22 protein-coding genes and 1 tRNA gene are annotated in these 21,082 nt (G+C 73.4%); 8 read left to right on the top strand and 15 right to left on the bottom strand.

What is annotated here, in order from left to right; translation table 11 throughout:
- Positions 1–78: 78 nt before the first annotated feature.
- The 7 genes from EGX94_RS08205 to ssd all read right to left on the bottom strand — a co-directional run bounded on the left by EGX94_RS08205 (position 79) and on the right by ssd (position 6,228).
- Positions 79–672 (bottom strand): Rv3654c family TadE-like protein, encoded by a 594-nt coding sequence (locus EGX94_RS08205; protein ID WP_021798562.1) that lies wholly within the window; start codon positions 670–672, stop codon positions 79–81.
- Positions 669–1,112, bottom strand: coding sequence for a TadE family type IV pilus minor pilin (locus EGX94_RS08200; protein ID WP_021798556.1), 444 nt, complete (start codon positions 1,110–1,112; stop codon positions 669–671). Before EGX94_RS08200 ends, EGX94_RS08205 begins: the two co-directional genes overlap by 4 nt.
- 258 nt (positions 1,113–1,370) lie before the next feature.
- A complete protein-coding gene (locus tag EGX94_RS08195; RefSeq protein WP_021798555.1) occupies positions 1,371–1,676 on the bottom strand; it encodes a DUF4244 domain-containing protein in 306 nt (101 codons plus the stop codon).
- Between the two features lie 818 nt (positions 1,677–2,494).
- Positions 2,495–3,241 carry a type II secretion system F family protein gene (locus tag EGX94_RS08185; RefSeq protein WP_021798558.1) on the bottom strand — a complete coding sequence of 249 codons (747 nt, stop codon included), beginning with the start codon at positions 3,239–3,241 and terminating at the stop codon, positions 2,495–2,497.
- Positions 3,238–4,038 carry a type II secretion system F family protein gene (locus tag EGX94_RS08180; protein ID WP_051245470.1) on the bottom strand — a complete coding sequence of 267 codons (801 nt, stop codon included), beginning with the start codon at positions 4,036–4,038 and terminating at the stop codon, positions 3,238–3,240. Before EGX94_RS08180 ends, EGX94_RS08185 begins: the two co-directional genes overlap by 4 nt.
- Positions 4,035–5,186, bottom strand: a complete 1,152-nt coding sequence (locus EGX94_RS08175; protein WP_021798561.1) for a TadA family conjugal transfer-associated ATPase — start codon at positions 5,184–5,186, stop codon at positions 4,035–4,037. The genes EGX94_RS08180 and EGX94_RS08175 overlap by 4 nt, the downstream gene beginning before the upstream one ends.
- Positions 5,179–6,228, bottom strand: coding sequence for a septum site-determining protein Ssd (gene ssd, locus EGX94_RS08170; protein ID WP_051245471.1), 1,050 nt, complete (start codon positions 6,226–6,228; stop codon positions 5,179–5,181). Before ssd ends, EGX94_RS08175 begins: the two co-directional genes overlap by 8 nt.
- 455 nt (positions 6,229–6,683) lie before the next feature.
- On the opposite strand from ssd, the gene EGX94_RS08165 reads away from it, so the two are divergent.
- The 3 genes from EGX94_RS08165 to EGX94_RS08155 all read left to right on the top strand — a co-directional run bounded on the left by EGX94_RS08165 (position 6,684) and on the right by EGX94_RS08155 (position 9,545).
- Positions 6,684–7,433: a class I SAM-dependent methyltransferase gene (locus EGX94_RS08165; RefSeq protein WP_021798639.1), complete on the top strand. Its 750-nt coding sequence runs from the start codon at positions 6,684–6,686 to the stop codon at positions 7,431–7,433.
- 139 nt (positions 7,434–7,572) lie between these two features.
- On the top strand, positions 7,573–8,922 hold the full coding sequence (gene nhaA / locus EGX94_RS08160) for a Na+/H+ antiporter NhaA (RefSeq protein ID WP_226906016.1): 1,350 nt from the start codon (positions 7,573–7,575) through the stop codon (positions 8,920–8,922).
- Between the two features lie 143 nt (positions 8,923–9,065).
- A complete protein-coding gene (locus tag EGX94_RS08155) occupies positions 9,066–9,545 on the top strand; it encodes a phage holin family protein (RefSeq protein ID WP_021797738.1) in 480 nt (159 codons plus the stop codon).
- Positions 9,546–9,651: 106 nt separating this feature from the next.
- Here the strand turns inward: EGX94_RS08155 and EGX94_RS08150 are convergent, their stop codons facing one another.
- Complete coding sequence (locus EGX94_RS08150) at positions 9,652–9,915, bottom strand: HPr family phosphocarrier protein (protein WP_021797736.1); 264 nt, start codon at positions 9,913–9,915, stop codon at positions 9,652–9,654.
- Between the two features lie 211 nt (positions 9,916–10,126).
- Between EGX94_RS08150 and ptsP the strand changes: the two genes are divergently transcribed.
- Positions 10,127–11,812 carry a phosphoenolpyruvate--protein phosphotransferase gene (gene ptsP, locus EGX94_RS08145; protein WP_028706586.1) on the top strand — a complete coding sequence of 562 codons (1,686 nt, stop codon included), beginning with the start codon at positions 10,127–10,129 and terminating at the stop codon, positions 11,810–11,812.
- A gap of 133 nt (positions 11,813–11,945) precedes the next feature.
- On the opposite strand, the gene EGX94_RS08140 is transcribed toward ptsP, so the two are convergent.
- From EGX94_RS08140 to EGX94_RS08125, 4 genes are all read right to left on the bottom strand, one after another.
- Positions 11,946–12,299 (bottom strand): RNA-binding S4 domain-containing protein, encoded by a 354-nt coding sequence (locus tag EGX94_RS08140; protein WP_021796479.1) that lies wholly within the window; start codon positions 12,297–12,299, stop codon positions 11,946–11,948.
- A 69-nt stretch (positions 12,300–12,368) separates the two neighbouring features.
- Positions 12,369–13,067 (bottom strand): NUDIX hydrolase, encoded by a 699-nt coding sequence (locus EGX94_RS08135; protein WP_021796466.1) that lies wholly within the window; start codon positions 13,065–13,067, stop codon positions 12,369–12,371.
- The gene (locus EGX94_RS08130) at positions 13,064–13,519 is read right to left on the bottom strand and encodes a RidA family protein (RefSeq protein WP_021796469.1); all 456 of its coding nucleotides are present in this window, start codon (positions 13,517–13,519) and stop codon (positions 13,064–13,066) included. The genes EGX94_RS08135 and EGX94_RS08130 overlap by 4 nt, the downstream gene beginning before the upstream one ends.
- Entirely contained in the window at positions 13,516–13,728 is a 213-nt protein-coding gene (locus tag EGX94_RS08125) for a DUF4177 domain-containing protein (RefSeq protein WP_021796472.1), read from the bottom strand. The genes EGX94_RS08130 and EGX94_RS08125 overlap by 4 nt, the downstream gene beginning before the upstream one ends.
- Before the next feature lie 171 nt (positions 13,729–13,899).
- On the opposite strand from EGX94_RS08125, the gene EGX94_RS08120 reads away from it, so the two are divergent.
- The 3 genes from EGX94_RS08120 (at position 13,900) to EGX94_RS08110 (ending at position 17,206) form a co-directional block, all read left to right on the top strand.
- On the top strand, positions 13,900–16,104 hold the full coding sequence (locus EGX94_RS08120; protein WP_021796463.1) for a transglycosylase domain-containing protein: 2,205 nt from the start codon (positions 13,900–13,902) through the stop codon (positions 16,102–16,104).
- 4 nt (positions 16,105–16,108) lie between these two features.
- Entirely contained in the window at positions 16,109–17,023 is a 915-nt protein-coding gene (locus EGX94_RS08115) for a metallophosphoesterase (protein ID WP_021796477.1), read from the top strand.
- A 109-nt stretch (positions 17,024–17,132) separates the two neighbouring features.
- Positions 17,133–17,206 (top strand) — tRNA-Pro (locus EGX94_RS08110).
- A gap of 115 nt (positions 17,207–17,321) precedes the next feature.
- Here EGX94_RS08110 and EGX94_RS08105 read toward each other — a convergent pair.
- Genes EGX94_RS08105 through EGX94_RS08095 form a run of 3 tightly spaced genes read right to left on the bottom strand, consistent with a single transcriptional unit; the run spans position 17,322 to position 19,749 of the window.
- Positions 17,322–18,731 carry a sugar porter family MFS transporter gene (locus tag EGX94_RS08105; RefSeq protein ID WP_021796464.1) on the bottom strand — a complete coding sequence of 470 codons (1,410 nt, stop codon included), beginning with the start codon at positions 18,729–18,731 and terminating at the stop codon, positions 17,322–17,324.
- Positions 18,728–19,519, bottom strand: a complete 792-nt coding sequence (locus EGX94_RS08100; RefSeq protein ID WP_021796476.1) for a TIM barrel protein — start codon at positions 19,517–19,519, stop codon at positions 18,728–18,730. The genes EGX94_RS08105 and EGX94_RS08100 overlap by 4 nt, the downstream gene beginning before the upstream one ends.
- Positions 19,516–19,749: a Gfo/Idh/MocA family oxidoreductase gene (locus EGX94_RS08095; RefSeq protein WP_021796480.1), complete on the bottom strand. Its 234-nt coding sequence runs from the start codon at positions 19,747–19,749 to the stop codon at positions 19,516–19,518. Before EGX94_RS08095 ends, EGX94_RS08100 begins: the two co-directional genes overlap by 4 nt.
- A 292-nt stretch (positions 19,750–20,041) precedes the next feature.
- Here EGX94_RS08095 and EGX94_RS08090 point away from each other — a divergent pair, with 292 nt between their 5' ends.
- Complete coding sequence (locus tag EGX94_RS08090; RefSeq protein ID WP_021796465.1) at positions 20,042–21,058, top strand: LacI family DNA-binding transcriptional regulator; 1,017 nt, start codon at positions 20,042–20,044, stop codon at positions 21,056–21,058.
- The last annotated feature ends 24 nt before the right edge of the window (positions 21,059–21,082 follow it).

Raw genomic sequence — 21,082 nt, 5'->3', positions numbered from 1 at the left:
ATGCCGCCGGCCAAGGCCGCTCCCATGACCGGACCGGTGACCGGGCGCCGACCCGTCGCCTCCCCCCGGGCAGTGCGGCTAGCCATCGGGGCCGTCCTCGTCCTGGGCCGACTCCGGGACGTTCGGGCCGGCCCGCCGGGCGGCCGGATCCTCGTCGGGGACGAGGAAGCCGGCATGGGCCCGTTCGTTCACCCGGGAGGGAGCCCCCGCCAGCGCCGGCCGGAGCTCGACCGACACCTCGACGTGGACGATGTACTCCCCGCCGCCGGCGCTCACGTCGCAGTCGGCGAGTTCACCGCCGTTGCGCTGAGCGTACTCACGGGCGGCGTCGCAGGCCGATGCGCCCTTCTCGTGGGCGTGCGCCCCGGCGAGGGCCGCCAAGTCGGCGGCTTGCCTGGCGCGCTGGTCGCTGGCGATCCAGCCCGACAGGACAAGCACCCAGAAGGCGGTGACGCACAGGACGACGATGATCGAGGCGGACAGCGCGGTGCCCGAGCCCCGCTCGTCGTCGCCGAGGACGGGCCGGACGGCGCGTTCGGGCGGGACCCCGCCTGAACGGGTCGGACCATGGCGACGGACCAGACCGGATCGACGGGCCGGACCGCCGGACCGGACCGGGGTGGCGGGCCGCGTCGCACGGGCCGCGTCGGGCCCGTCCGTCCGCGCGGTCATGGCCGCTGCTCCCTCGCGTGGGGCTCCTCGGTGACGGTGGCCCGACCACTGACCCGAACCGGCCCGAGGCGACCCCACCGCAGTTCATCGGTGACACTCACTCGGACGACCCCGTCGTCGACGTCGGTGAGGACCTCGCTGCCGGGCGGCACCGAGGCGCGGGCGCGCTCGGCGGCGGCCTCGTCGCCCCGGGCGAGCTGCCGAGCGATGGCGACCGCGGAGTCCTGGCAGCGCATCTGGGCACCGACGACGCCGATGACCCAGCACAGGCATGAGGCCATGAGCGCGGCCGAGAGGATCGAGACGGCCAGCTCGACGGTGACCATGCCGCGCTCGGCGCCTCGCCGGGCGCTCCGGGCGCTCCGGGCGCGCCGGATGCTGAGGTCGGGGAAGCACCGGTCGTGGGAGCAGCGACTTGGAATGGTGCGGATGACGCGCATCGTTCTGTCCTTCTGAATGGTTGGGACGGTCCGACTGGACGTCGCCGGACCGCGCGAGGACCCCGGCGGTGGGGCTGGGCCGGCCGAAGGGGACGAGCCGAGCGGGATGACGAGCCGGACGGGACCGACGGATGGGCGAGCCAGGCCCGAACGGAACAGGCCGGGCGAAGTCGGCCTCGAACGGGGTGGGCCCGCCGGGCCCGCCCGGACGATGGCGCGCCGGAGGGGGTGGGCCCGGCGCGCCACCGGGCGATGCGGTCAGGAACCGATCATCGGGGCGACCTTGTCGATGAGGTCGAGCACGAACTTGAGCATCTTCTGGAAGAACTGGTTGTCGGTGAAGATGTGCAGCAGGACGAGGGCGAGGGCCACCGCGGCGAGGATGCCGACGGCGTACTCGGCCGTCGCCATGCCCCGCTCGTAGGCCCGGCGCAGCCGACCGGACCGCGGGCGCTCTGCGGCGACCGGAACATCGACGAACTCGGGAACGCCCTGGTCGTCGGCCGGATCGGGATCGGGCTCGACGACGTCATGCGGGTGCAGGGGGATGATCTGCGCGGTCATGGTGATTCCTTTCTGCGGCGAGGCCCGTGCGGGCCCCGCGGTCTGCGCCGGGCCCGCGGGCGGGCCGGCCGAATCGCCTTCGGCCCCATCGCCTCAGGCACCCGCAGTGTGTGCGTCGACCGGCCGGGCAGATCAGGCGGACAACATCGGCGCTGAACGGACAACACCCTGTGCGGCTCGTGACCCCACGAGGCCCGAGCCTGCCGGACCCGGTGGACGTGCACGCCGGGCCCGGCGCAGCACTGCGCGAGACTCGAGCCCGCGGGCCCTGGCCCCGCGGGCGGCGGCCACGTCGTCGACACGCGAGCGGAGCCCCTCCGCCCCGGGTTCCGGCCCGCGGACGCCTCTGCCAGGGACTCCCCGAGCAGGCCGGCGGGGTCGGCGACACGGGTAGCGGTCATCGTGATGGCTCCTGTTCGAGAGACCTGCGGTGAGCGAACTCGAAGCTCGAAGGACGACACGGTGGCCGCGTCCCCGTCGGGGACCGAGGCGAGCACCGCGCCACCCACCGTGCGGGACTCCGCTCCAGGTGGTGCGAGGCGGTTCCCACCCGGCCAGCACGATCCCCTCGGGCGATCAGCGGCGCCCGGGCCGCCCGGCGACAGCCCGGATCGACAAGTCCCCGTACATCCGATTCTTCCCAGCGCCCCGCGCGCCCGGCGATGACATGTTGGCCTCCCAGCCGCTGATGGGGAGGCCCCGCAGCGCCCCGCGCGCCCGGCGATGGCATTGCACCGTGCTCATCTGGACGTCCGTGGCGACGACGCGCCGCGCGCACCGGGGCGTCCCGGAGGGCGGGCCGGTGCGGAGGACCCGCCTCAGAAGTGGACGTTCGCCAGCACACCGGCGATGATCGGCACGACGCCCGAGAGGATGAACGCGGGCAGGAAGCAGCCCATCATGGGACCGACCGCCCGCACGCCGACCGTGCGGGCCCGCTCCGTCAGATGATTGCGTCGAACGCGTCTGGCCAGGTCGGCGTGCATGTCGAGGGTCTCGGCGAGCGCCTCCCCGGTGCGGGCCCCGCGCGCCAGGTCACGGCCGGCCGGGCCCCAGACCGGATGGTCGCGCAGGCCGTCCCAGGCCTCCGCCTCGCTGAACCCGACGGCCAGGCGCGCCTCGACGTCGCGCAGCAGCGCGGCACTCGGCTCGGGCGCCACGGCGGCGACCTCGCTCGTGGCGGTGCGCAGGGCCGCCCCGGCCTGGAGAGACGAGGCCATGAGCTCCAGCACCTCGGGCTGTTGGAGCATCAGCCGCTCCCGGCGCCGGCGCACCCGGCCCGGTTCGAGCCTGCCGATGAGCACCCACACGGCGGCACCGGCTCCCAGGCCGCACGGCCAGGCGACGAGGAGGGGCACCGGGAGCAGCACCAGTAGCGCCACCGCCGAGGAGGCGGCGCCGACGCCCCGCGCCCAACCGGGCAGTGCCGCCTCGCGCTCGCCCTCCCGGCCGGACCGGATCGGGCCGGCCGCGGCGGCAGCCAGCCGCCCGGCTCCCCCATCGGGCACGAGCAGGAGCCCGCACACCGCCACGGCGGCACCGGCCGCCACCGCCTGTCCGATCATGATCCGTCCTCCTGGGCCCGTCGGGCGAGCAGCTCGGTCCAGATCAGACCGGCGCAGGCGAGGACGACGGCAGCGGCCAGGCAGGACTTGCCGGCGAGGGTCGTCGTGAGGAAGCTGATCGGGTTGCCGCCGGCGAAGAAGCCCATGGCGACGCCGGCCGCCGGCAGGGCGCACAGCAGGCGGCCGGTGAGCCGGGCCACCGCCAGCTCGCCGGAGACCTCGGCCCGCATCTGGGCCTCGTCCGAGACGTTCTGGGCAACCCGCTGCGCCACCGGCGACAGGGGCGCGCCGGCCCGCTCGCACAACCGCCAGGCACGCCCCAGGGACGACAGCCCGGAACAGCCCGGGCGGGCGCCGGCGGCCAGCAGTGCGCCGCCGACCTCGCCGCCGACCAGCAGGGAGCCGACCGCCTCGTCGAGGACGGGACAGTCCTCGGCGGCGATCTCGAGGGCCCTGCGCGGGGTCTGGCCGATGCGCAGCTGGGCGGAGATGACCCGGCAGGCCCGGGCGACCGACTCGGCGCGCCGGAGCGCCCTCCTCTCGTTGCGGTGCTCCCACAGCACCCAGCCGAGCGTGCCGCACAGGGTCGCGGCGATGACGATCCACGCCAGCGCCCACGGCATGACCACCGCCGCGCCGGTGCAGCAGGCGGCGAATGCGAGCACGACGAGTGGCGCGACCCCGGGACGGTGCGGCGCGCCGACGGCCTCGTCGAGCCTGCGCAGCCGCCGCGCCCCGGAGGGCCCGATGGCGCAGACGAGGGCGAGGGCGAGCATGAGCGCGGCGAGGATCCTCATGAGGGCACCCCCGACAGTTCGGCCAGGCGCGACCACTGCCCGGCGGGCCGCGAGACCCCGTCGGCGTCGACGACGAGCGCCTCGTCGATGCGGACGCGCCCGTCATCGCCGCTGCGCACCACCCCGATCTGACCGACGCCGCGCTGCCCGTCGGCGCCGCGCCGCACGTGGATGACGGCGTCGAGCGCGGCCCCGATCTGGGCGTGGCAGGCCTCGCGCCCCATGCCCCCGAGCGCGGCGAGGGCCTCGAGCCGAGCGGGCACGTCGGCGACGCTGTTGGCGTGGACCGTGCCGCACCCGCCCTCGTGGCCGGTGTTCATGGCGGTGAGCAGATCGCACAGCTCCGGCCCCCGCACCTCGCCGACGACGAGCCGGTCGGGCCGCATGCGCAGCGCCTGCCTCACGAGGTCGGTCATGGTCACGGCCCCGGCCCCCTCCGCGTTGGGCGGGCGGCACTCCATGCGCACCGCGTGGGGGTGGTCGGGGTTGAGCTCGCGGGAGTCCTCGACGATGACGATGCGCTGGTCGTCGGGGACGAGCGAGAGCAGGACGCCGAGCAGGGTCGTCTTGCCCGATCCCGTCCCGCCGGTGACGAGGAAGGCGGCCTTGTTGCCCACGAGCCCGGCGAGGACGGCCGCGGTGCGCCCGTCGATGCTGCCGCCGGAGCGGAGCTCTTCGAGCGTCATGGACCGGCGGGCGGGCACGCGCAGCGAGATGCACGTGCCGGGCTCGGCCAGACACGCGAGGACCGCGTGAAGACGGGTGCCGTCGGGCAGGCGGGCGTCGACCCACGGGCTGGCGTCGTCGAGGCGCCGGCCGGCCGACGCCGCGAGCCTGGCGGCCAGGCGGCGCACCTCCTCGTCGGAGGCGAACCCGGTCTCCATGCGCTCCAGGCCTGCGCCGCGATCGATGAAGACGTCGTCCGCTCCGTTGACGAGCACGTCGGTGACGCCGTCGAGGTGGAGGAGCCCCTCAAGCGGGCCGGCACCGACGCTCGTGCGGCGCAGCGCATCGGTGGCGGCGAGCACCGACGCGTCGGAGACGACCAGGCCGAGCCGGTCGAGCCCCCGGGCCACCTCGGGCGGGCCCCAGTCGCGGCCGTTGGCCGCGAGCCAGCCGCGCAGGAGGTCGAGTTCGTCGTCACGCATCGGCGATCACCGCCTCGACGAGGGCGTCGACCTGACGCAGGTAGCGGCGGCGAGCCGCGCGGGCCGGCGGCTCGCCGACCCGGGAGGCGGCGGGCAGACGCGGGTCGGAGCCGATGACGCCGACGACCGGCAGGCCGAGCGAGTCCGACACGGCGCCCGGGGCGAGCGGAAGACCGCGGCCGGTACGCACGACGACCTGGGCGTCCTGCCAGCCGTGGTGGGCCGCGCGGGCCCGGGCGGACATGACCGACCGGACCTCGGCCGCCACGACGAGCAGGCGCAGCGCGTTCTCGGCACCGGGCAGGTCGACGGGCGAGGGGTCGTCGAGGACGACGACCCGGTACGAGCGGGCCAGCGCGTCGAGGACGGCCCGCACCGCGACGGGTCCGGGCAGGCCCACGGCGGCCCCGTCCGGGCCGTCGGGGCCGCGCCCGCCGCCCGGGGTGCGCGTGGCGGCGAGCAGGTCGACCCCGCACATCCGCGGCAGCCGCCCGCTCAGATCGCCGACCGTGCCGGCTGCCGAAGCGAGATCGCTCCACCGCCAGCCCGGCTCGCGCTCGGCGCCGAAGAGCAGGTCGACTCCCCCGCTGCACGGGTCGAGGTCGACGAGCACCGACGACAGCCCGCCCTCGACGCAGCGCTGCGCCATGGCGCCGGCGAGCGTGGACGCCCCGACCCCGCCGCTGCCGCCCATGACGTCGACGACGACGGCCGTGGCGGTGCTCCCGCCCCGGGCCCGGGTGAGCAGTGCGGGCAGGTAGCCGGCGTGCCCGGGCAGGACGATCGCCGAGGCCCCCAGCGGCACCGACCACGCCGCGGCGGTCTCGGGATCGTCGCCGACGATGTGCACGTCCGTGCGGAAGGCCAGCCCCATGCCGGCGATGCACGGCGCCAGGTCGGCGCCGACGAGCACGAGCGGGGCCCTGCCCCAATGCTGGCGGATCTGAGCGCTCTCGCGTGCCACGATCGGCTCGACGCCGCACGAGGCGGCGGCCGCCAGGACGGCGTCGAGGAGCCGGGCGTCGCGCGTGGCGACGAGCACCGGGTGCCGGGCCGGCCCCGGGCGCTCGCCCCGGCGCCCGTCCGTCCCGACTCGGCGCCGGTGGGGCCCGTCCCCTCGGGTGCGGACCGGCCCGGACAGGCCCCGCCCCAGATCCCTCCCCCGGCGGCCCTGCCGGCCCGGATCATGTGGGCCCGGATCACGTCGGCCCCGGCCCTGCGGGGGCGGGGGGAGGATGCGCGGGCCGTCGGGCCCCGTGACCGGCTCGGGAGCGGGCCCAGCCCGCTCCTCCCCTTCGACGGTCACGGGCCCACTCGGCACGGGCCCCATGGTCACGGGCCCCACTCGCACTGCTCTCATGCCCGCAGTGTGTCCGGCGGGCCGCGGATTTCTCGCCACCGGACGCATCTGTGGACAACCCTCCGCGTCGCGTCGCCGAGGCGGCCCGCCCGGCCGGTCTCCCGGCCCGCTCCCCCGGCCGCCCTAGTATGGGCGCCATGTCGTCCTCCGGTCTCCGCTTCCCCACCCAGGCGCTGAGCTGGCTCACCGGCGACCGCACCGACAGCAGGGTCCTGACCCTGTCGAACTCGGCCGGTCTGCCCCGCCGGATCGCCGCCGCCGGGAACCGTGTCTGGTGCCTCGGAACGGGGTCCGCCGCCGTGCGGCGCCTCGGCCCGGCGCTGGGCGTCGAGCCCCTGGCGGCCACCACCGCGGCGCTGCCCTTCGACGCCTGCCGGTTCGACGTCGTCCTGGCCCACCAGATGCTCCACCTCCTCACCGAGAAGCCGCACGTGTCCGAGATGGCGCGCGTCCTGCGTCCCGGCGGGTGGGTGGCCGCGTCCTATCTCGTGCGCGACGACTCGGTGCCGTGGGTGCGCCGCCTCATCTCGCTCATGCGCAGCGTCGACCCCGGGGCGATGAGCGCCGACCTGGGCGTCGGCTCGATCCGCACCCTCGTCGACCACAAGTACTTCCCGCGCTGCGAGCAGCGGGACTTCCGCCTCTGGGTGCCGGTGACGCGCGACGCCCTCGTCGGGATGGCGGCCGAGCTGCCCGCGGTGGCCGAGCTGGCCGATCGGGATCGCCGCCGCGTCCTGCTCGGCGTGGGCGCCATCTACGACGGCGCCTCGGCCGGCGGCGAACTGCGCCTGCCCTACCACCTGACCTGCCTGCGCGCCTACGTCGACCACGCCGAGATGACCACGCCGATCCGCCTCGGCGAGGACGCCCTCGTCATCCGTCTCTGAGGCGCCCGGCGGCGCCGGCCGGCCCGTGCCGGCATCCGTCCGGGGAGCCGCGTCGAGGGGCCGGCCTCGCCCCCGACGACTCCGCCGGGTGGACGGCGGGCGGTCCGTCGGGCAGCGCACGCTAGAATTCCCTGCGGGTGTGTCGGGAAGTCTGGTCGACGACGAGTCCCGCTCCGTCCACCCGAAAGCCGATCCGATGACGAAGACCGCTCCCCAGCCGCCGCGCCGCGCGCGCCGCATCGACCCGAACAACTTCCATCTCGGCGAGGTCCTGCGCGCCAACACCGCAGGGGGCGTCCTCATGCTCATCGCCACCCTCATCGCGCTGGTGTGGGCCTTCCTCGGCAAGCACGGCTACGAGGCCTTCGTGGAGTACCCGATCGGCCCGTACACGGTCGCCGAGTGGGCCTCCGACGGCCTGCTGACCGTCTTCTTCTTCATCTCCGGCCTGGAGCTCAAGCGCGAGTTCACCGAGGGGAGCCTGCGCCGCCCGGCCGATGCGATGGTGCCGATCACCGCCGCTGCCTGCGGCATGGCCGGCCCGGCGCTCGTCTTCATCGTCATCAACGTGCTCGGGGGCGGCACCCTCCACGGCTGGGCGGTGCCGGTCGCCACGGACATCGCGTTCGCCCTCGCCGTCCTGGCGGTGGCGGGCAGGCACCTGCCGCCCTCGCTGCGCGCCTTCATGCTCACCCTGGCCATCGCCGACGACCTCGGCGGCATCATCGTCATCGCCATCGTCTTCAGCACGGACCTGTCGTTCGCCTGGCTGGGCGGCGCACTGGCCTGCATGCTCCTGTGGTGGATCCTTCAGCGCCGTCGCGTCGACAACGGTTGGATCTATCTGCCGATCTTCCTCGTCTGCTGGTTCTGCATGCTCCACTCCGGGGTGCACGCGACGATCGCCGGCGTCGGCCTGGGCCTGCTCACCCGCAACACCCCCGAGGCCCTCAACGAGCCGCTCGACCGCTGGCAGCACGTGCTCGACCCCTGGTCGGCGGGTCTCGTCGTGCCGATCTTCGCCCTGACGAACGCCGGCGTGCACGTGGACGGGCAGTTGTTCGCCGCGCTGTGGACGAATCCCGTACCGCTGGGCATCATCGCCGGTCTGGTCCTCGGCAAGTTCATCGGCATCCTCACGGGCAGCTGGCTGACCGTCCACCTGTCGCGCGCCCGGCTCGGGGACGGCCTGACCTGGGGCGACATGATCGCCGCCGCGGAGCTGGGCGGTGTCGGCCTGACCGTCTCGCTGCTCATCGCCCACCTCAGCTTCCTCAACAACCCCGAGGTCTACGACGAGGCGAAGGCGGGCGTCCTGGCCGGCAGCACCATCTCGGCCATCCTCGCGGTGCTCCTGCTGCAATGGCGCACGGCCGTCCACAAGCGGTGGCGCCGCGAGAAGGCCCGCGCAGGACGCGCCCTCCGGGCCGGCGCCGGGGCCGCGCCGGTCCGGACCGGGACCGGGCCGGGGTCCACCGCCGGGGCCTGAGCCGCCGGCTCCCGACCGGGGCCGTCCCCGCAGGCCGGTTCAAGCCGGACCTCGTTGACCACCGGGCGCGCCGACCCGTTACGCTCTTGTCAGACGAGCACCGTCTTCATGCGAGCACCGTCGTCACAGTTCGGAGGAAAACCATGGCTGAGCGTTCCCGACTCGGGGAGTACATCTCCACCATCAAGAGCGGTGCCCCGCAGATGATCTCGGGCATCAAGGAGCTGGCCCGGGCCGAGCTCGTCCCCTCGGCGAAGCACGCCGGGATCGGCGGCGTCGGGCTGGGCGCCGTGGCGGCCTTCGGCCTGTTCCTGCTGCACTGCCTGCTGTGGGCCGCGGTCTTCGGCATCGCGGTCTTCTTCCACGCCGTCGTCGGCTTCGGGTGGCTCGGCTCGATGGCCTTCGCCTTCCTCGCACTGGCCGCCATCTCGCTCATCCTCGTCATCGTCTTCGCCATCGTCGCCTTCCTGCAGTTCCGCCAGGTCAAGGCCCCGACCGCCACCATCGCCGAGACGAGGGCCTCCATCACCGCGCTGTCCACCGCCGTCACGGAGGGCGTCTCCGAGGCCAAGCGCGGTGTCATCAACCGCCGCGGCGACGACACGATCACCTACGTCGGCTGAGCCCGGGCCGGGCTCCGGACGCGCACCGACCCGGGACGCGCAGTGGGGCCGCATCCGTGACGGATGCGGCCCCACTGCGTCGTCGGGCGCCCAGCGGACCGCCCGCTCAGGCGTCGAGGTCCTGTTCGATGAGCGCGGCGATGGCGTCGACCGCGGCGGCGTCATCGGACTCGACGCGAACGGTCGCCCCCTTACCGGCGCCGAGGGTCATGATCATGAGCGGGGAGGCGGCGTCGACCCCCTCCTCGTCGCTGCCGGGGACCGACAGCAGGATCTCGTCGTCGAACTCGCCGGCCTTCTCGGCGATCAGCGCCGCGGGACGGGCGTGCAGACCGACCGCGGAACCGACGACTGCGTCTTTGCTGGCCATGAGACGTTCCCTTCGTAGAGGAGTTCCGAGGAACAAAGGTACGGGAAGAATTCTTCCACACGAGTGCACGGCCGTGGTGGCTTCTCAACTCCGTATTCCGAGCATCCTGCGCACCACCGTCCGGACGTGCCAGACTGGAGTCATTCGTCCGCCCCGATGGGCCGCACGGCCGCGGTTCGTCGTCCGCCCGGGGCCAGCGCAGGAGGAAGTCATGGCTCAGACCGGATCACTGACAGTCACCGGGACCGGCGTGGTGTCGGGCATCGCGTACGCACCGGTCCGCAGGGTGCAGCCCCGTCCGCAGCTGCCGACGGGCGGGACGATCGACGAGGGCGAGCAGCAGGCCGAGATCGACCACTTCGCCGAGGCGATCGTCGCGGTGCAGAACAATCTGCTGGAGCGCGCCGAGCACGCCACCGGCAACGCGGCCCAGGTGCTGCGCGCCACCGCCGAGCTCACCGCGGACCGCGGCCTGTCGCGGTCGGTGCGCAAGCTCATCAAGCAGAACGAGACCGCCGAGTGGGCCGTCGTCCAGGCCGTCGACAACCTCGTCACCCAGTTCGAGCGCCTCGGCGGCCTCTACGCCGAGCGCACCACCGATCTCAAGGACATCCGCGACCGCGTCGTCGCCGAGCTGCGCGGCGAGCCGACCCCCGGCGTGCCCGAGCCCACCGAGCCCATCGTCCTCGTGGCCGAGGACCTCGCCCCGGCGGACACCGCAGGCCTCGACCCGGAGCTCACCGTCGCGCTGGTCACCGAGGCAGGCGGCAAGACGAGCCACACCGCGATCATCGCCCGCCAGCTCGGCATCCCCTGCATCGTCGGCACCGGCAAGGCCATCCGCCGGATCAAGAACGACACCACGGTGCTCGTCGACGGCGCCGCGGGGACCGTCGTCGCCAACCCCGATCCGGACAAGGCCGCGGCCGCCGTCGCGGAGTCCGCCGACTACCTCAACCGGGTGCGCTCCTGGCGGGGCCCCGGGCGCACGAGCGACGGCTACGGCGTCGAGCTGCTGGCCAATGTGGGCAGCGGCGAGGCGGCGGCGAAGGCCGCCGCGGGTCAGAGCGAGGGCGTCGGCCTGTTCCGCACCGAGCTGTGCTTCCTCTCGGCGCCCGTCGAGCCCGGCATCGACGACCAGGCGGCGATCTACCGGTCGGTCCTCGAGCCCTACGCCGGGCGCGGCGGCCACACGCACGTCGTCATCCGCACCCTCGACGCCGGCTCCGACAAGCCGCTGGCCTTCGCGAACCTCGAGACCGAGGAGAACCCGGCGCTCGGCGTGCGGGGCCTGCGCCTGGCCACCGACAACCCCGATCTGCTCGCCCACCAGCTCGACGCGATCGCCGTGGCGAGGAAGGGCCTCGACATCGACGTGTGGGTGATGGCCCCGATGGTCGCCACCGTCCCCGAGGCCCGCGAGTTCGCCGGGGCCTGCCGCGACCGGGGGCTGTGGCCCGGCGTCATGGTCGAAGTGCCGGCCGTCGCCCTGAACGCCGACCAGGTGCTCGCCGAGGTCGAGTTCTTCTCGATCGGGACGAACGACCTGACGCAGTACACGATGGCCTCGGACCGGCTGTCGCCGCACCTCGCGGCACTGAACGACCCGTGGCAGCCGGCCGTCCTCAGACTCATCCAGATGGCGGCCCAGGCCGGCCTGCGGGCCAACAAGCCGGTCGGCGTCTGCGGCGAGGCGGCGGCCGATCCGCTGCTGGCCTGCGTGCTCGCCGGCCTCGGCGTCACCTCGTTGTCGATGGCCGCCCCCGCCCTTCCGGCGGTCGGCGTCCGGCTCGGCGACGTGACGATCGAGCAGTGCCGGCAGGCCGCCTGCGGTGCGCTCGCCGCGCCCGACGCGGTGAGCGCGAAGGCGAGGGCGGCGGCCATCCTCGGCGGCTGAGTCCCCCCGCCTCTGGAGCCGGCCCGCCCCGCAGCCCGGCGTGCCTGTCCCGCCGGAGTCGTCGGCGCCCGCCGGTGATGGTGGCGCCGTGCGGCGCCCCGCCCGTCCCGGACGCCACCGACCGATGCCGCCGTCAGCGGCCCCGCAGCCTCTCGATCTCGCGGCGCTCCTTCTTGGTGGGCCGGCCCGAGCCCCGCTCGCGGCGCGCCACCGGGGCGGACAGGTGGGCGGGCCGCTCGGGAGACAGGTCCCGGTAGGCGGCCCGGGCGAGCGGGGCGCCGACGCGTCTGTCGAGCAGCTGGACGACCTCGAAGCGGCGCTCCCAGCCCGGGGTGCGGACCGTGATGAGGTCGCCGGGGACGACCCGCTGGGCGGGCTTGACCGGTGCGCCGTTGCAGCGGACGTGGCCGCCCCGCACGGCCTGGGTGGCCATGCTCCGGGTCTTGTAGATGCGCACGCTCCACAGCCACACGTCGATCCTCGTCATGGGTCCACAGTGGCGCGGCCGGGGGCGGCGAGTCAACGCGGCGCGCGCCGGTCGACGGGCTCCGTGCCCTCAGTGCCGGTCCGAGCGGAAGCGCTCGGGAACCTCGATGACGCGACCGGCGTCCCAGGGGCGCTCCCAGCCGCCGAGGCGCAGCAGCAGGTCGGTGAGGAGGGCGGTGAGCCCCCACACGAACAGCTCGCCGAACTGCCAGGCCGGCCCGGTCGTCCTGCCGGCGTGGCGAGCGCTGATCCTCCGGGCCGGATCGGCGAGCGCGCTGACCGGCCAGGCGTGGACGCCGGCGACCTCGCGGGGGTCCCCGGGCGCGAGGACGGCGTCGGGATGCCACCAGCCGACGACGGGGACGACGTCGAAGCCGGTGGCCGACAGGTCGACGGCGGGCATCGTGCCGAGCACGTGCACCTCGTCGGCGGCGAGCCCGATCTCCTCGGTCGTCTCGCGCAGGGCGGTGGCGACGGCGCCGGCGTCGCCGCACTCGGCCCGGCCGCCGGGGAACGAGATCTGCCCGGCGTGGTCGCGCAGTCCGCCGGCCCGCTCGGTGAAGACGAGGCTCGGGTCGGGCGCGTCGGACAGCAGCAGGAGCACCGCCGAGGGGCGGCCCCGGCCGCCGGCGCGCCAGCGGGGCGGCAGCACGGCGTCCACCGCCGGGTCGGCGAGGGCCCGCCTCAGCCCGTCCAGCGCCGGTGGCACCGGCGCCGGAGGGGTGCCGGGCGCGGCGCCGACGGGCGGCACGTCGACCGGGTGCGTCATACGCGGGCGACCAGCTCGACCTCGACCGAGGCGTTCTTGGGCAGCACGGCGACGCCGACGGCGCTGCGGATGTGGCGCCCGTCGGCGCCGAAGATCTCGGCGAGCACGTCGGAGGCGCCGTTGGCGACGGCGGCCTGCTCCGTGAAGCCGGGCGCGCTCGCCACGAAGACGGTGACCCTGGCGATGCCCCTGAGAGCGTCGACGCCGCCGGCGACCTCCGCTGCGGCGGCCAGGGCGTTGAGGGCCGCGACGCGGGCGGCGGCCTGCGCGGCCGCGGCGTCGGTCTCGGCGCCGACGATGCCGGTGACCAGGCCGTCGGGGGTGAAGGGGATCTGCCCCGAGGTCTGGACGGTGTCGCCCAGACGGGTGGCGGGGACGTAGGAGCCGACGGGCGCGGCGACCGGCGGCAGCTCGATGCCGAGTTCGGCGAGGCGCTGGGACGGGGTGCTCATGAGTTCACCGGCCTCTTGAAGAAGCCGACGTAGCTCGCGGCGGCGGGCAGGCCGTCGGAGGGCGGGGCGGGCTCGGGGCCGGGGACGAGCTGGACGAGCTCCCAGCCGTCGGCGCCGAAGTTGTTGAGTATCTGCTGGGCGACGTGGCCGAGGACGGGAGCGGTGAAGTACTCCCATCTCGTCGCGCCGGCGGTGCCGTTGTCGGGCATGGGACCCCCTTGGTCAGCTGTGCGACGGAGCGCCCGGCGGTCGCCGGACGCGGGCCCGGGCGGGCGCGCCCGCCCGTGAGGCACCGTCCAAGCTACCGCAGGGCGCCGGTGCGGCGACCCGGCCGACCGGAGCCCGGGCGATCCGCCGACCGGGCAGTTAGGCTTGTCGCCATGAGTGATCGACAGTCGGGGACCAGGCTCAACTCGATGCTGATGTTCGTGCTCGTCAGCGTCGTGTGCGGCGTCGTCGTGGCGGGCATGTGGATGCCCTTCGCCGGCGCCGCGTCGTCGGCGACCAAGACGGTCGCGGCCAACCTGAAGAACGTGCCCGCCGATCTCACCGTCCCCCAGCAGGCCGAGGGCTCCAAGGTGCTGCTCGCCGACGGCTCGACGCTCGCCGAGTTCTACGACCAGAACCGCGAGTACGTCCCCCTCGATCGGATCTCCCCGCTCATGCAGAAGGCCCAGCTGGCCGTCGAGGACCACCGCTTCTACTCCCACGGCGCCATCGACCTGCAGGGCGTGCTCCGCGCCTTCGCCGGCAACGTCGTCGGCGGCGGCATCAGCGGCGGCGGCTCGACGCTCACCCAGCAGTACATCAAGCAGGTGCGCATCCAGCTGGCCCAGGAGAACAACGACGCCGACGCCGAGGCCGCCGCCCAGGAGGCCACCCTCAGCCGCAAGATCCTCGAGATGCGCTACGCAGTGGCCCTCGAGAAGCAGCTCACCGACCAGCTCGGCTCCCTCCATGCCGCCAAGGAGCAGATCCTCGAGCGCTACCTGAACATCGCGTACTACGGCGACGGCGCCTACGGCGTCCAGGCCGCCGCCCAGCACTACTTCGGCGTCAACGCCTCCGAACTCGACCTGGAGCAGTCGGCCATGCTCGCCGGCCTCGTCCAGAGCCCCAGTGACACCGACCCGGTGAACAACACCGAGGCGGGCATCGCGCGACGCAACGTCGTGCTCGACCAGATGCTCAAGTACGACCAGGAGGGCGTCTGGTTCGAGGGCGCCGACCAGCTCACCCAGGAGGTCGTCGACGCCGCCAAGTCCACCGGCTTCGACCAGAGCAGGGTCACCTCCGACTCCAGCGGCTGCACCGCTTCCCGCTACCCCTTCATCTGCCAGTACGTCGAGAACGTCCTGCTGTCCGACCAGATGGGCGATCTCGGGTCCACGGCCGACGAGCGGCAGCGCACCCTCTACCGCGGCGGCCTGACGATCCAGACGGTCATCAACCCGGCCACCCAGGACGCGGCCCAGCAGGCCATCAGCAACCTCGTCTCCCCCTCCGACCCGGCCGTCTCGGTGGCCGTCATGACCGACCCGAGGACGGGCCTCATCAAGGCGATGGCGCAGTCCCGCCCGGTCATGGGCGACGACGCGGAGGCCGGCCAGACCTACTACAACTACGCCGTCGACCAGTCGATGGGCGGCGCCGAGGGCTACCAGGCGGGCTCGACCTTCAAGGCCTTCGTCGCGGCGGCCGCCATCGACGAGGGCTTCATCCCGGACCGGACGGTCTACAACGCGCCCGCCAGCAAGGACTGGGCCGGCACGACCTTCCGGGGCTGCAGCGGCGACTTCTCGCTCGTCGACTCCTGGAAGGTCTCGAACTCGTGGAAGACCGGCCAGATGAACCTCAACACGGCGATGGCCTACTCGGTCAACAACTACTTCGTGGCCCTCGAGCGCGACGCCGGCGTCTGCGCCTCGGTGCAGATGGCCGAGAAGGTCGGCATGAGGCTGTCCAGCGACGACGGCAGCACCCTCGAGGACTACGGCGACGTCGCCTCGTTCACGCTCGGCGCCCTCAACGTGACGCCGCTGTCGATGGCCGAGTCCTACGCCACCTTCGCCAACCGCGGAGTGCACTGCGCCCCGATCATCCTGTCGTCCATCAAGACCGAGGACGGCGCCGACGTGGCCGTGCCGAGCGCCAACTGCCAGCAGGTGATCGACCAGAACACCGCCGACGGCGTGAACTCCGTGCTCAAGTCCGTGCTGCAGAACGGCGGCACCGGAGCCGCCGAGCGCCTGGCGGGCAACTACGACCAGGCCGGCAAGACCGGCACCGCCGGCTCCACCGAGACCGAGTCCGCGGTGTGGTTCAACGCCTACACCCCCGACCTCGAGGGCGTCGCGATGATCTCCGTCGACTCCGGCGACGACTACTGGGAGGGCCGCTCCAAGACCCTGACCGGCCTGCGGCTGGCCAACGGCAGCTACCTGTCGGGCAACTCGACGACCGAGTCCGGCAGCATCTGGAAGTCCATGATGACGGCCGAGATCGCCAACGTCACGAACCCGTCGAGCTTCGCGGGCTACTCGCCCAAGAACTCCAACCAGTCCGACCTGTACACCGGGAGGTGACCCGATGGCCCACCACGCACGAGCGCTCGCAACGACCCTGGGCGGCACCGCGGCGTTCGGCGCGGCCGTGCTCGGCGCCGCCGTCGTCGAGGCGCACGCCTTCACGACCCACCACGTCGACGTCCCGGTGCTCGCGCCGGGCTCGGCCCCGATCCGCGTCCTGCACATCTCCGACATCCACCTGCAGGCCCGACAGCGCGACAAGATGGCCTTCCTGCGCCGCCTGGCCGACGAGAGGCCCGACCTGGTCGTGAGCACCGGGGACCACATCAGCCAGGGCCGCGCCATCGAGGAGCTCGTCGAGGCCCTCACGCCCCTGCGCGAGCTGCCCGGCGTCTTCGTCCTCGGGTCGAACGACTTCGAGGCGCCGGTCTGGCGCAACCCGGCCGCCTACCTGTGGAGCACCACGTCCGATCTGGAGAACCCCGCCCGCGTCGCCCTGCCCACCGAGCACCTCCGCGAGCGGCTGCAGGGCCTGGGCTGGGTCGACCTGGACGACGCCGCGGTGCGCGTGCGGGCCGCCGGGTGCACGCTCGACCTGCGCGGCACGGGCGACCCGCACATCGGCCTCGACCACTACGAGCGAGTGGCAGGCCCGCCGGCCGCCGACGCCGCGGTGACGATCGGCGTCACCCACGCCCCGTACCGTCGGGTGCTCGACGCGATGGTCGATGACGGCGTCGGGCTCGTCCTGGCCGGGCACACGCACGGAGGCCAGGTGTGCCTGCCGAACGGGCGGGCGATCATCACGAACTGCGACATCGATCCGGGGCGGGCCAGCGGGCTGCACCGCTGGGCGCACGCCGGCCACGAGGGCTGGCTGCACGTGAGCAACGGCATGGGCACCTCGCCGTTCGCGCCGTACCGGCTGTTCTGCCGGCCCTCGGCGACCCTGCTGCGGCTCGTGCCCGCCTCCTGAGGCCCGACCCGCCACTGCCCCGGCGGCGCCCCGGGGCCCGGGGCGCGATTCGTCATCGGCGCCCCCGTGGGCTAGACTGACCGGCGGCCGGGCCGCTGGGCCCGGGCCACGGGGTGTGGCGCAGTTTGGTAGCGCGCTTCGTTCGGGACGAAGAGGTCGCAGGTTCAAATCCTGTCACCCCGACCGGTGACGGGGCGGAAGCACTTGAGGTGCCCCGCCCCGTCCGGTGTGCTCCGCCCCTGCAAGCTCTCGCGTGTCCTCCCCACGGGAACCGCAGGGGCGGATCCGATCGGTCCGGTCAGGAATACCTCTTCTCGAAGCGCCGTTCCAGGGACTCCAGCGAGTGGCCGAAGGTCTCGGGCAGGAAGCGCCAGTAGAACAGCAGCGAGCAGATGTTCACCGCGGCGAAGATGAAGAACACCGTGCCCTGCACCGCCTCGATGAGATTCGGGAAGGCGAAGGCCACGATGACGTTGCCGGTCCAGTTGCAGAACACGGCGATGCCGTTGGCGATGCCGCGCACCCGCATCGGGAAGATCTCGGAGAGCATGAGCCAGAAGGTCACGCCGATGAAGCACTGCATGAAGAACAGGAAGCTCAGCATGAACAGCAGCACCAAGTAGCTCCGTGCGGTCGACTCGGGCAGCAGGAAGACCAGGCCGAGGACGATGAGCGAGCCGACGCACCCGCTCTGCCCGGTGAGGATCATCCGGCGGCGCGGGAGGCGGTTCAGGAAGAACGTGATGCCGATGTACACCGAGACGACCGAGACCACGCCATTGGCGATCGTCGCCACGAGGGAGGCCCGGGTGCCGAGACCGGTGGAGATGAGGATCGTCGGCGCGTAGTACATGATGCCGTTGACGCCGGTGAGCTGGGAGAAGAAGGCCAGCCCGATGCCGATGAGGGTGATCCGGCGGATCCACCTGATGCGCAGGTCGGCCCAGCCGCCCCGCCCGACGGCGCGCTCCTCCTCGACGCGACGGATGATGTCCTGGCCCTCGTCCTCGACCTCGTCGGCCATGCGCACCTCGTTGAGGACCGCCCACATCTCCTGGCCGCGGTTCCTGTTGGCGAGCCAGCGCGGGGACTCCGGGAGCAGATGGATGCCGATCCACAGGCCGATGGCCGGCAGGGTCGCGACGGCGAGCATCCACCGCCACATGCGGGCCTGCGGCCAGACGGTCGCGATGATCGCATTGCAGGTGTAGGCGAGCAGCTGGCCCGTGACGATCATGAGCTCGTTGCGCGAGACCATCGTGCCGCGGATCTTCACCGGCGACATCTCCGACAGGTAGACGGGCACGGTGGCCGAGGCGCCGCCCACGGCGAGGCCGAGGACGAACCTGAAGACGATGAGCACCTCCCGGTCGGGGGCGAGGGCGCAGCCGAGGGCGCCGATGAGGAAGATGACGGCCACCGTCATGATGCTCCTCCTGCGCCCGAAGCGGTCGGACAGCCGGCCGCCGATGAGCGCGCCGAAGGCGGCGCCGACGGTCAGCCCGGTCGTCACGAGGGACTCGTCGAAGGCGGACAGTCCGAAACCGCCGGCCTCGCGCGGCTCCTTCAGGAATGGCAGGGCGCCGGAGATCACGCCGGTGTCGTAGCCGAAGAGCAGGCCGCCGAGGGTGGCGATCGAGCGGATGGTGAACAGGCGCCGGTCGACCCTGCGCTGCTCGTCGCCGGCGGACGCGGCCGGGCTGCTCATGTCCGGTCCTCCCGCGTGAACGCGGCGATGAAGTCGTCGAGGGCCGCGTCCGAGTCGCCGGCGGCGAAGGCCTCCATGCCGACGACGCCCTCATAGCCCATCTCCCGCAGCCCGCGGGCCACCCCCGCGTAGTCGATCTCGCCGGTGCCGGGCTGGCAGCGACCGGGGACGTCGGCCACCTGGATCTCCCCGATCCAGGGCAGGGACTCGCGGCAGGTCTCGATGAGGTTCCCCTCGCCGATCTGGCAGTGGTAGAGGTCGAGGTTCATCCGCAGGTGGGGCGAGTCGACCGCCCTGACGAGCGCGCGGGTGTCCCGTGCCAGGGCGAAGGGCGTGCCGGCGTGGTCGACGAGGAGGTTGAGGTTCTCCAGGGTGAAGACCCGGCCCGCGGCGCGGCCGATCTCGGCGAGCCGGGCGAGGGTGTCCCGCGCCGTCAGCCACATGTCGGGCGTGACGACCTGGACGGGGCGGACGGGGCGGCCATCGCCGTCGAGCCCGGTGCCGTGCACGTTGAGGCGCGGGCTGTCGATGATCTCGGCCGCCTCCACCGAGCGGCGGGCGGACTCGAGGAACTCGTCGATGGCGTCGGCGTCGGTGAGATTTCCGGAGATGTAGCCCGTCATGGACGAGAAGACGGCCCCGGTGGCGGCCAACTCCTTCAGGTCCTTGGCGGTCCAGTCCCACATCTCGACCTGGAGTCCGCGGGCGGCGATCCTCTCGACGCGCTGGACGAACGGCAGATCGGTGAAGATCATCTCGGCGCATGCGGCCAGGGTCAGGGTGCTCATCGTGCGACCTCCTCGAGGGTGACGGAACGGTTCTCCTGCACCGAGACGATGGCGGCACGGGCGATGGCGGGGGTGCCGAGCTCATCGGCCAGGGCCGTGGCGGCGTCGAGGCGCGGGTCGATGACGGCGGCGAGTCGGGCGCCGGGCACTTCCCGGGCGATGGCCCGGGCGTGGTGGGTGCCGATGCGCCCCGAGCCGACGAGCGCGAGTCGGATGGGTGATGCAGTCATGTGAACTCCTTCGTTCATCTCGGACTGGACAGGAAACTAGCACGTTCTAGTTCTCATGAGAAGACCCTTCGTCGTGGGATCGGAGATGAAAACGTCGGTTGACCACGAAAACATGCTCTGACGTTGGGCAAAGGCGTTCGAAGCGGCACCGCGAACCAATGATTGAAGAATAACTGTAACTAGTACGTTGCAGTGCGTCCTGAGGACCTCGCCGCGATGGCCTAGGCTTGCCGCAGACCGGTGGCCGGCAGATCGGTGGCCGGGCGGGGCGGGACCGGCGGGAGGAAGGGCCATGACCGAGCAGGCGAGGCGGCGCCCGACGCTCGTCGACCTCGCCGACGCCGCGGGCTGCTCCACCTCGCTCGCCTCGATCGTCATGCGGGGGGCCCCGGGCGCCTCGGAGGCCACCCGACGGCGCGTCATGGCCGCTGCGGAGCGGATCGGCTACCGGCCCGACCAACGGGCCCGGAGCCTGCGACGGAGCACCTCGGGGCTCATCGGCGTCGCCTACCACGTCTCCGAGCCGTTCCACGCCGACCTCGTGGAGGGGCTGTACGAGGTCGAGGCCCCGTCCGGCGACGACTTCGACCTCGTCCTCGGCGCCGTCGTCCCGGGGCGCGGCGTCGAGCAGACGATCGAGCCGCTCCTGCGTCAACGGTGCGAGGCGATCATCCTCATCGGCACCATGCTGCCGGTGGCGAGGCTGCGCCGCATCCGGGAGGAGACGCCCCTGGTGCTCGTGGCCCGTCGGGTGCGGGCCGCGGGGATCGACGTGGTGCGCACCGACGACCATGACGGGCAGCGGCTTGCCATCGAGCACCTCATCGGGCTCGGGCACCGGTCGATCGCCTATGTGGACGGCGGGCAGCACCCGGGCGCGGCGACCAGGCGCCGCTCCTACCGGGACACGATGGCCGCGCACGGTCTGGGCGACCGCGTCCGCGTCGTGGCGGGCGGGAACACCGAGGAGGAGGGCATCCGGGCCACCCGTCGGCTCCTCGAGGGGGACGAACGGCCGACGGCGATCGCGGCCTTCAACGACCGTGCGGCGACGGGCGTGCTCACCATGCTCATCCGCGCGGGGCTGCGGGTGCCCGAGGACGTCTCGGTCATCGGCTTCGACGACGCGCGCATCGCCCGCACGACGATCGTCCCGCTCACCACGGTCCGGCAGGACACGGCGCTCATGGCGCGGGTCGCGCGGGAGCGGGCGGCAGGTCTTGCGCGGCAGCGCTTCGTCGCCGGCGAGCAGGTGCTCGTCCCCGAGCTCACCGTGCGGCAGAGCACCGGCCCAGTGCCACGGAGTTGAGCGCGCGGACGTCGGACGCGCCGT

Origin of the sequence: Propionibacterium acidifaciens, assembly GCF_003798325.1 — a bacterium.
Taxonomy (GTDB): Bacteria; Actinomycetota; Actinomycetes; order Propionibacteriales; family Propionibacteriaceae; genus Propionibacterium; species Propionibacterium acidifaciens.
The sequence above is the reverse complement of the archived record's forward strand: the minus strand, read 5'-3'. Positions and strand labels throughout refer to the sequence as shown.

What these genes read in the sequence shown, in the direction of transcription:
- EGX94_RS08115 (WP_021796477.1), top strand. Translation starts at nt 16,109, where the DNA reads ATGGCCCACCACGCACGAGCGCTCGCAACGACCCTGGGCGGCACCGCG.
- EGX94_RS08205 (WP_021798562.1), bottom strand. Translation starts at nt 672, where the DNA reads ATGACCGCGCGGACGGACGGGCCCGACGCGGCCCGTGCGACGCGGCCC.
- EGX94_RS08150 (WP_021797736.1), bottom strand. Translation starts at nt 9,915, where the DNA reads ATGGCCAGCAAAGACGCAGTCGTCGGTTCCGCGGTCGGTCTGCACGCC.
- EGX94_RS08195 (WP_021798555.1), bottom strand. Translation starts at nt 1,676, where the DNA reads ATGACCGCGCAGATCATCCCCCTGCACCCGCATGACGTCGTCGAGCCC.
- EGX94_RS08105 (WP_021796464.1), bottom strand. Translation starts at nt 18,731, where the DNA reads ATGAGCAGCCCGGCCGCGTCCGCCGGCGACGAGCAGCGCAGGGTCGAC.
- EGX94_RS08135 (WP_021796466.1), bottom strand. Translation starts at nt 13,067, where the DNA reads ATGACGCACCCGGTCGACGTGCCGCCCGTCGGCGCCGCGCCCGGCACC.
- EGX94_RS08185 (WP_021798558.1), bottom strand. Translation starts at nt 3,241, where the DNA reads ATGATCGGACAGGCGGTGGCGGCCGGTGCCGCCGTGGCGGTGTGCGGG.
- EGX94_RS08100 (WP_021796476.1), bottom strand. Translation starts at nt 19,519, where the DNA reads ATGAGCACCCTGACCCTGGCCGCATGCGCCGAGATGATCTTCACCGAT.
- EGX94_RS08180 (WP_051245470.1), bottom strand. Translation starts at nt 4,038, where the DNA reads ATGAGGATCCTCGCCGCGCTCATGCTCGCCCTCGCCCTCGTCTGCGCC.
- EGX94_RS08200 (WP_021798556.1), bottom strand. Translation starts at nt 1,112, where the DNA reads ATGCGCGTCATCCGCACCATTCCAAGTCGCTGCTCCCACGACCGGTGC.
- EGX94_RS08120 (WP_021796463.1), top strand. Translation starts at nt 13,900, where the DNA reads ATGAGTGATCGACAGTCGGGGACCAGGCTCAACTCGATGCTGATGTTC.
- ptsP (WP_028706586.1), top strand. Translation starts at nt 10,127, where the DNA reads ATGGCTCAGACCGGATCACTGACAGTCACCGGGACCGGCGTGGTGTCG.
- EGX94_RS08155 (WP_021797738.1), top strand. Translation starts at nt 9,066, where the DNA reads ATGGCTGAGCGTTCCCGACTCGGGGAGTACATCTCCACCATCAAGAGC.
- EGX94_RS08095 (WP_021796480.1), bottom strand. Translation starts at nt 19,749, where the DNA reads ATGACTGCATCACCCATCCGACTCGCGCTCGTCGGCTCGGGGCGCATC.
- EGX94_RS08125 (WP_021796472.1), bottom strand. Translation starts at nt 13,728, where the DNA reads ATGCCCGACAACGGCACCGCCGGCGCGACGAGATGGGAGTACTTCACC.
- EGX94_RS08130 (WP_021796469.1), bottom strand. Translation starts at nt 13,519, where the DNA reads ATGAGCACCCCGTCCCAGCGCCTCGCCGAACTCGGCATCGAGCTGCCG.
- EGX94_RS08165 (WP_021798639.1), top strand. Translation starts at nt 6,684, where the DNA reads ATGTCGTCCTCCGGTCTCCGCTTCCCCACCCAGGCGCTGAGCTGGCTC.
- EGX94_RS08090 (WP_021796465.1), top strand. Translation starts at nt 20,042, where the DNA reads ATGACCGAGCAGGCGAGGCGGCGCCCGACGCTCGTCGACCTCGCCGAC.
- EGX94_RS08175 (WP_021798561.1), bottom strand. Translation starts at nt 5,186, where the DNA reads ATGCGTGACGACGAACTCGACCTCCTGCGCGGCTGGCTCGCGGCCAAC.
- EGX94_RS08140 (WP_021796479.1), bottom strand. Translation starts at nt 12,299, where the DNA reads ATGACGAGGATCGACGTGTGGCTGTGGAGCGTGCGCATCTACAAGACC.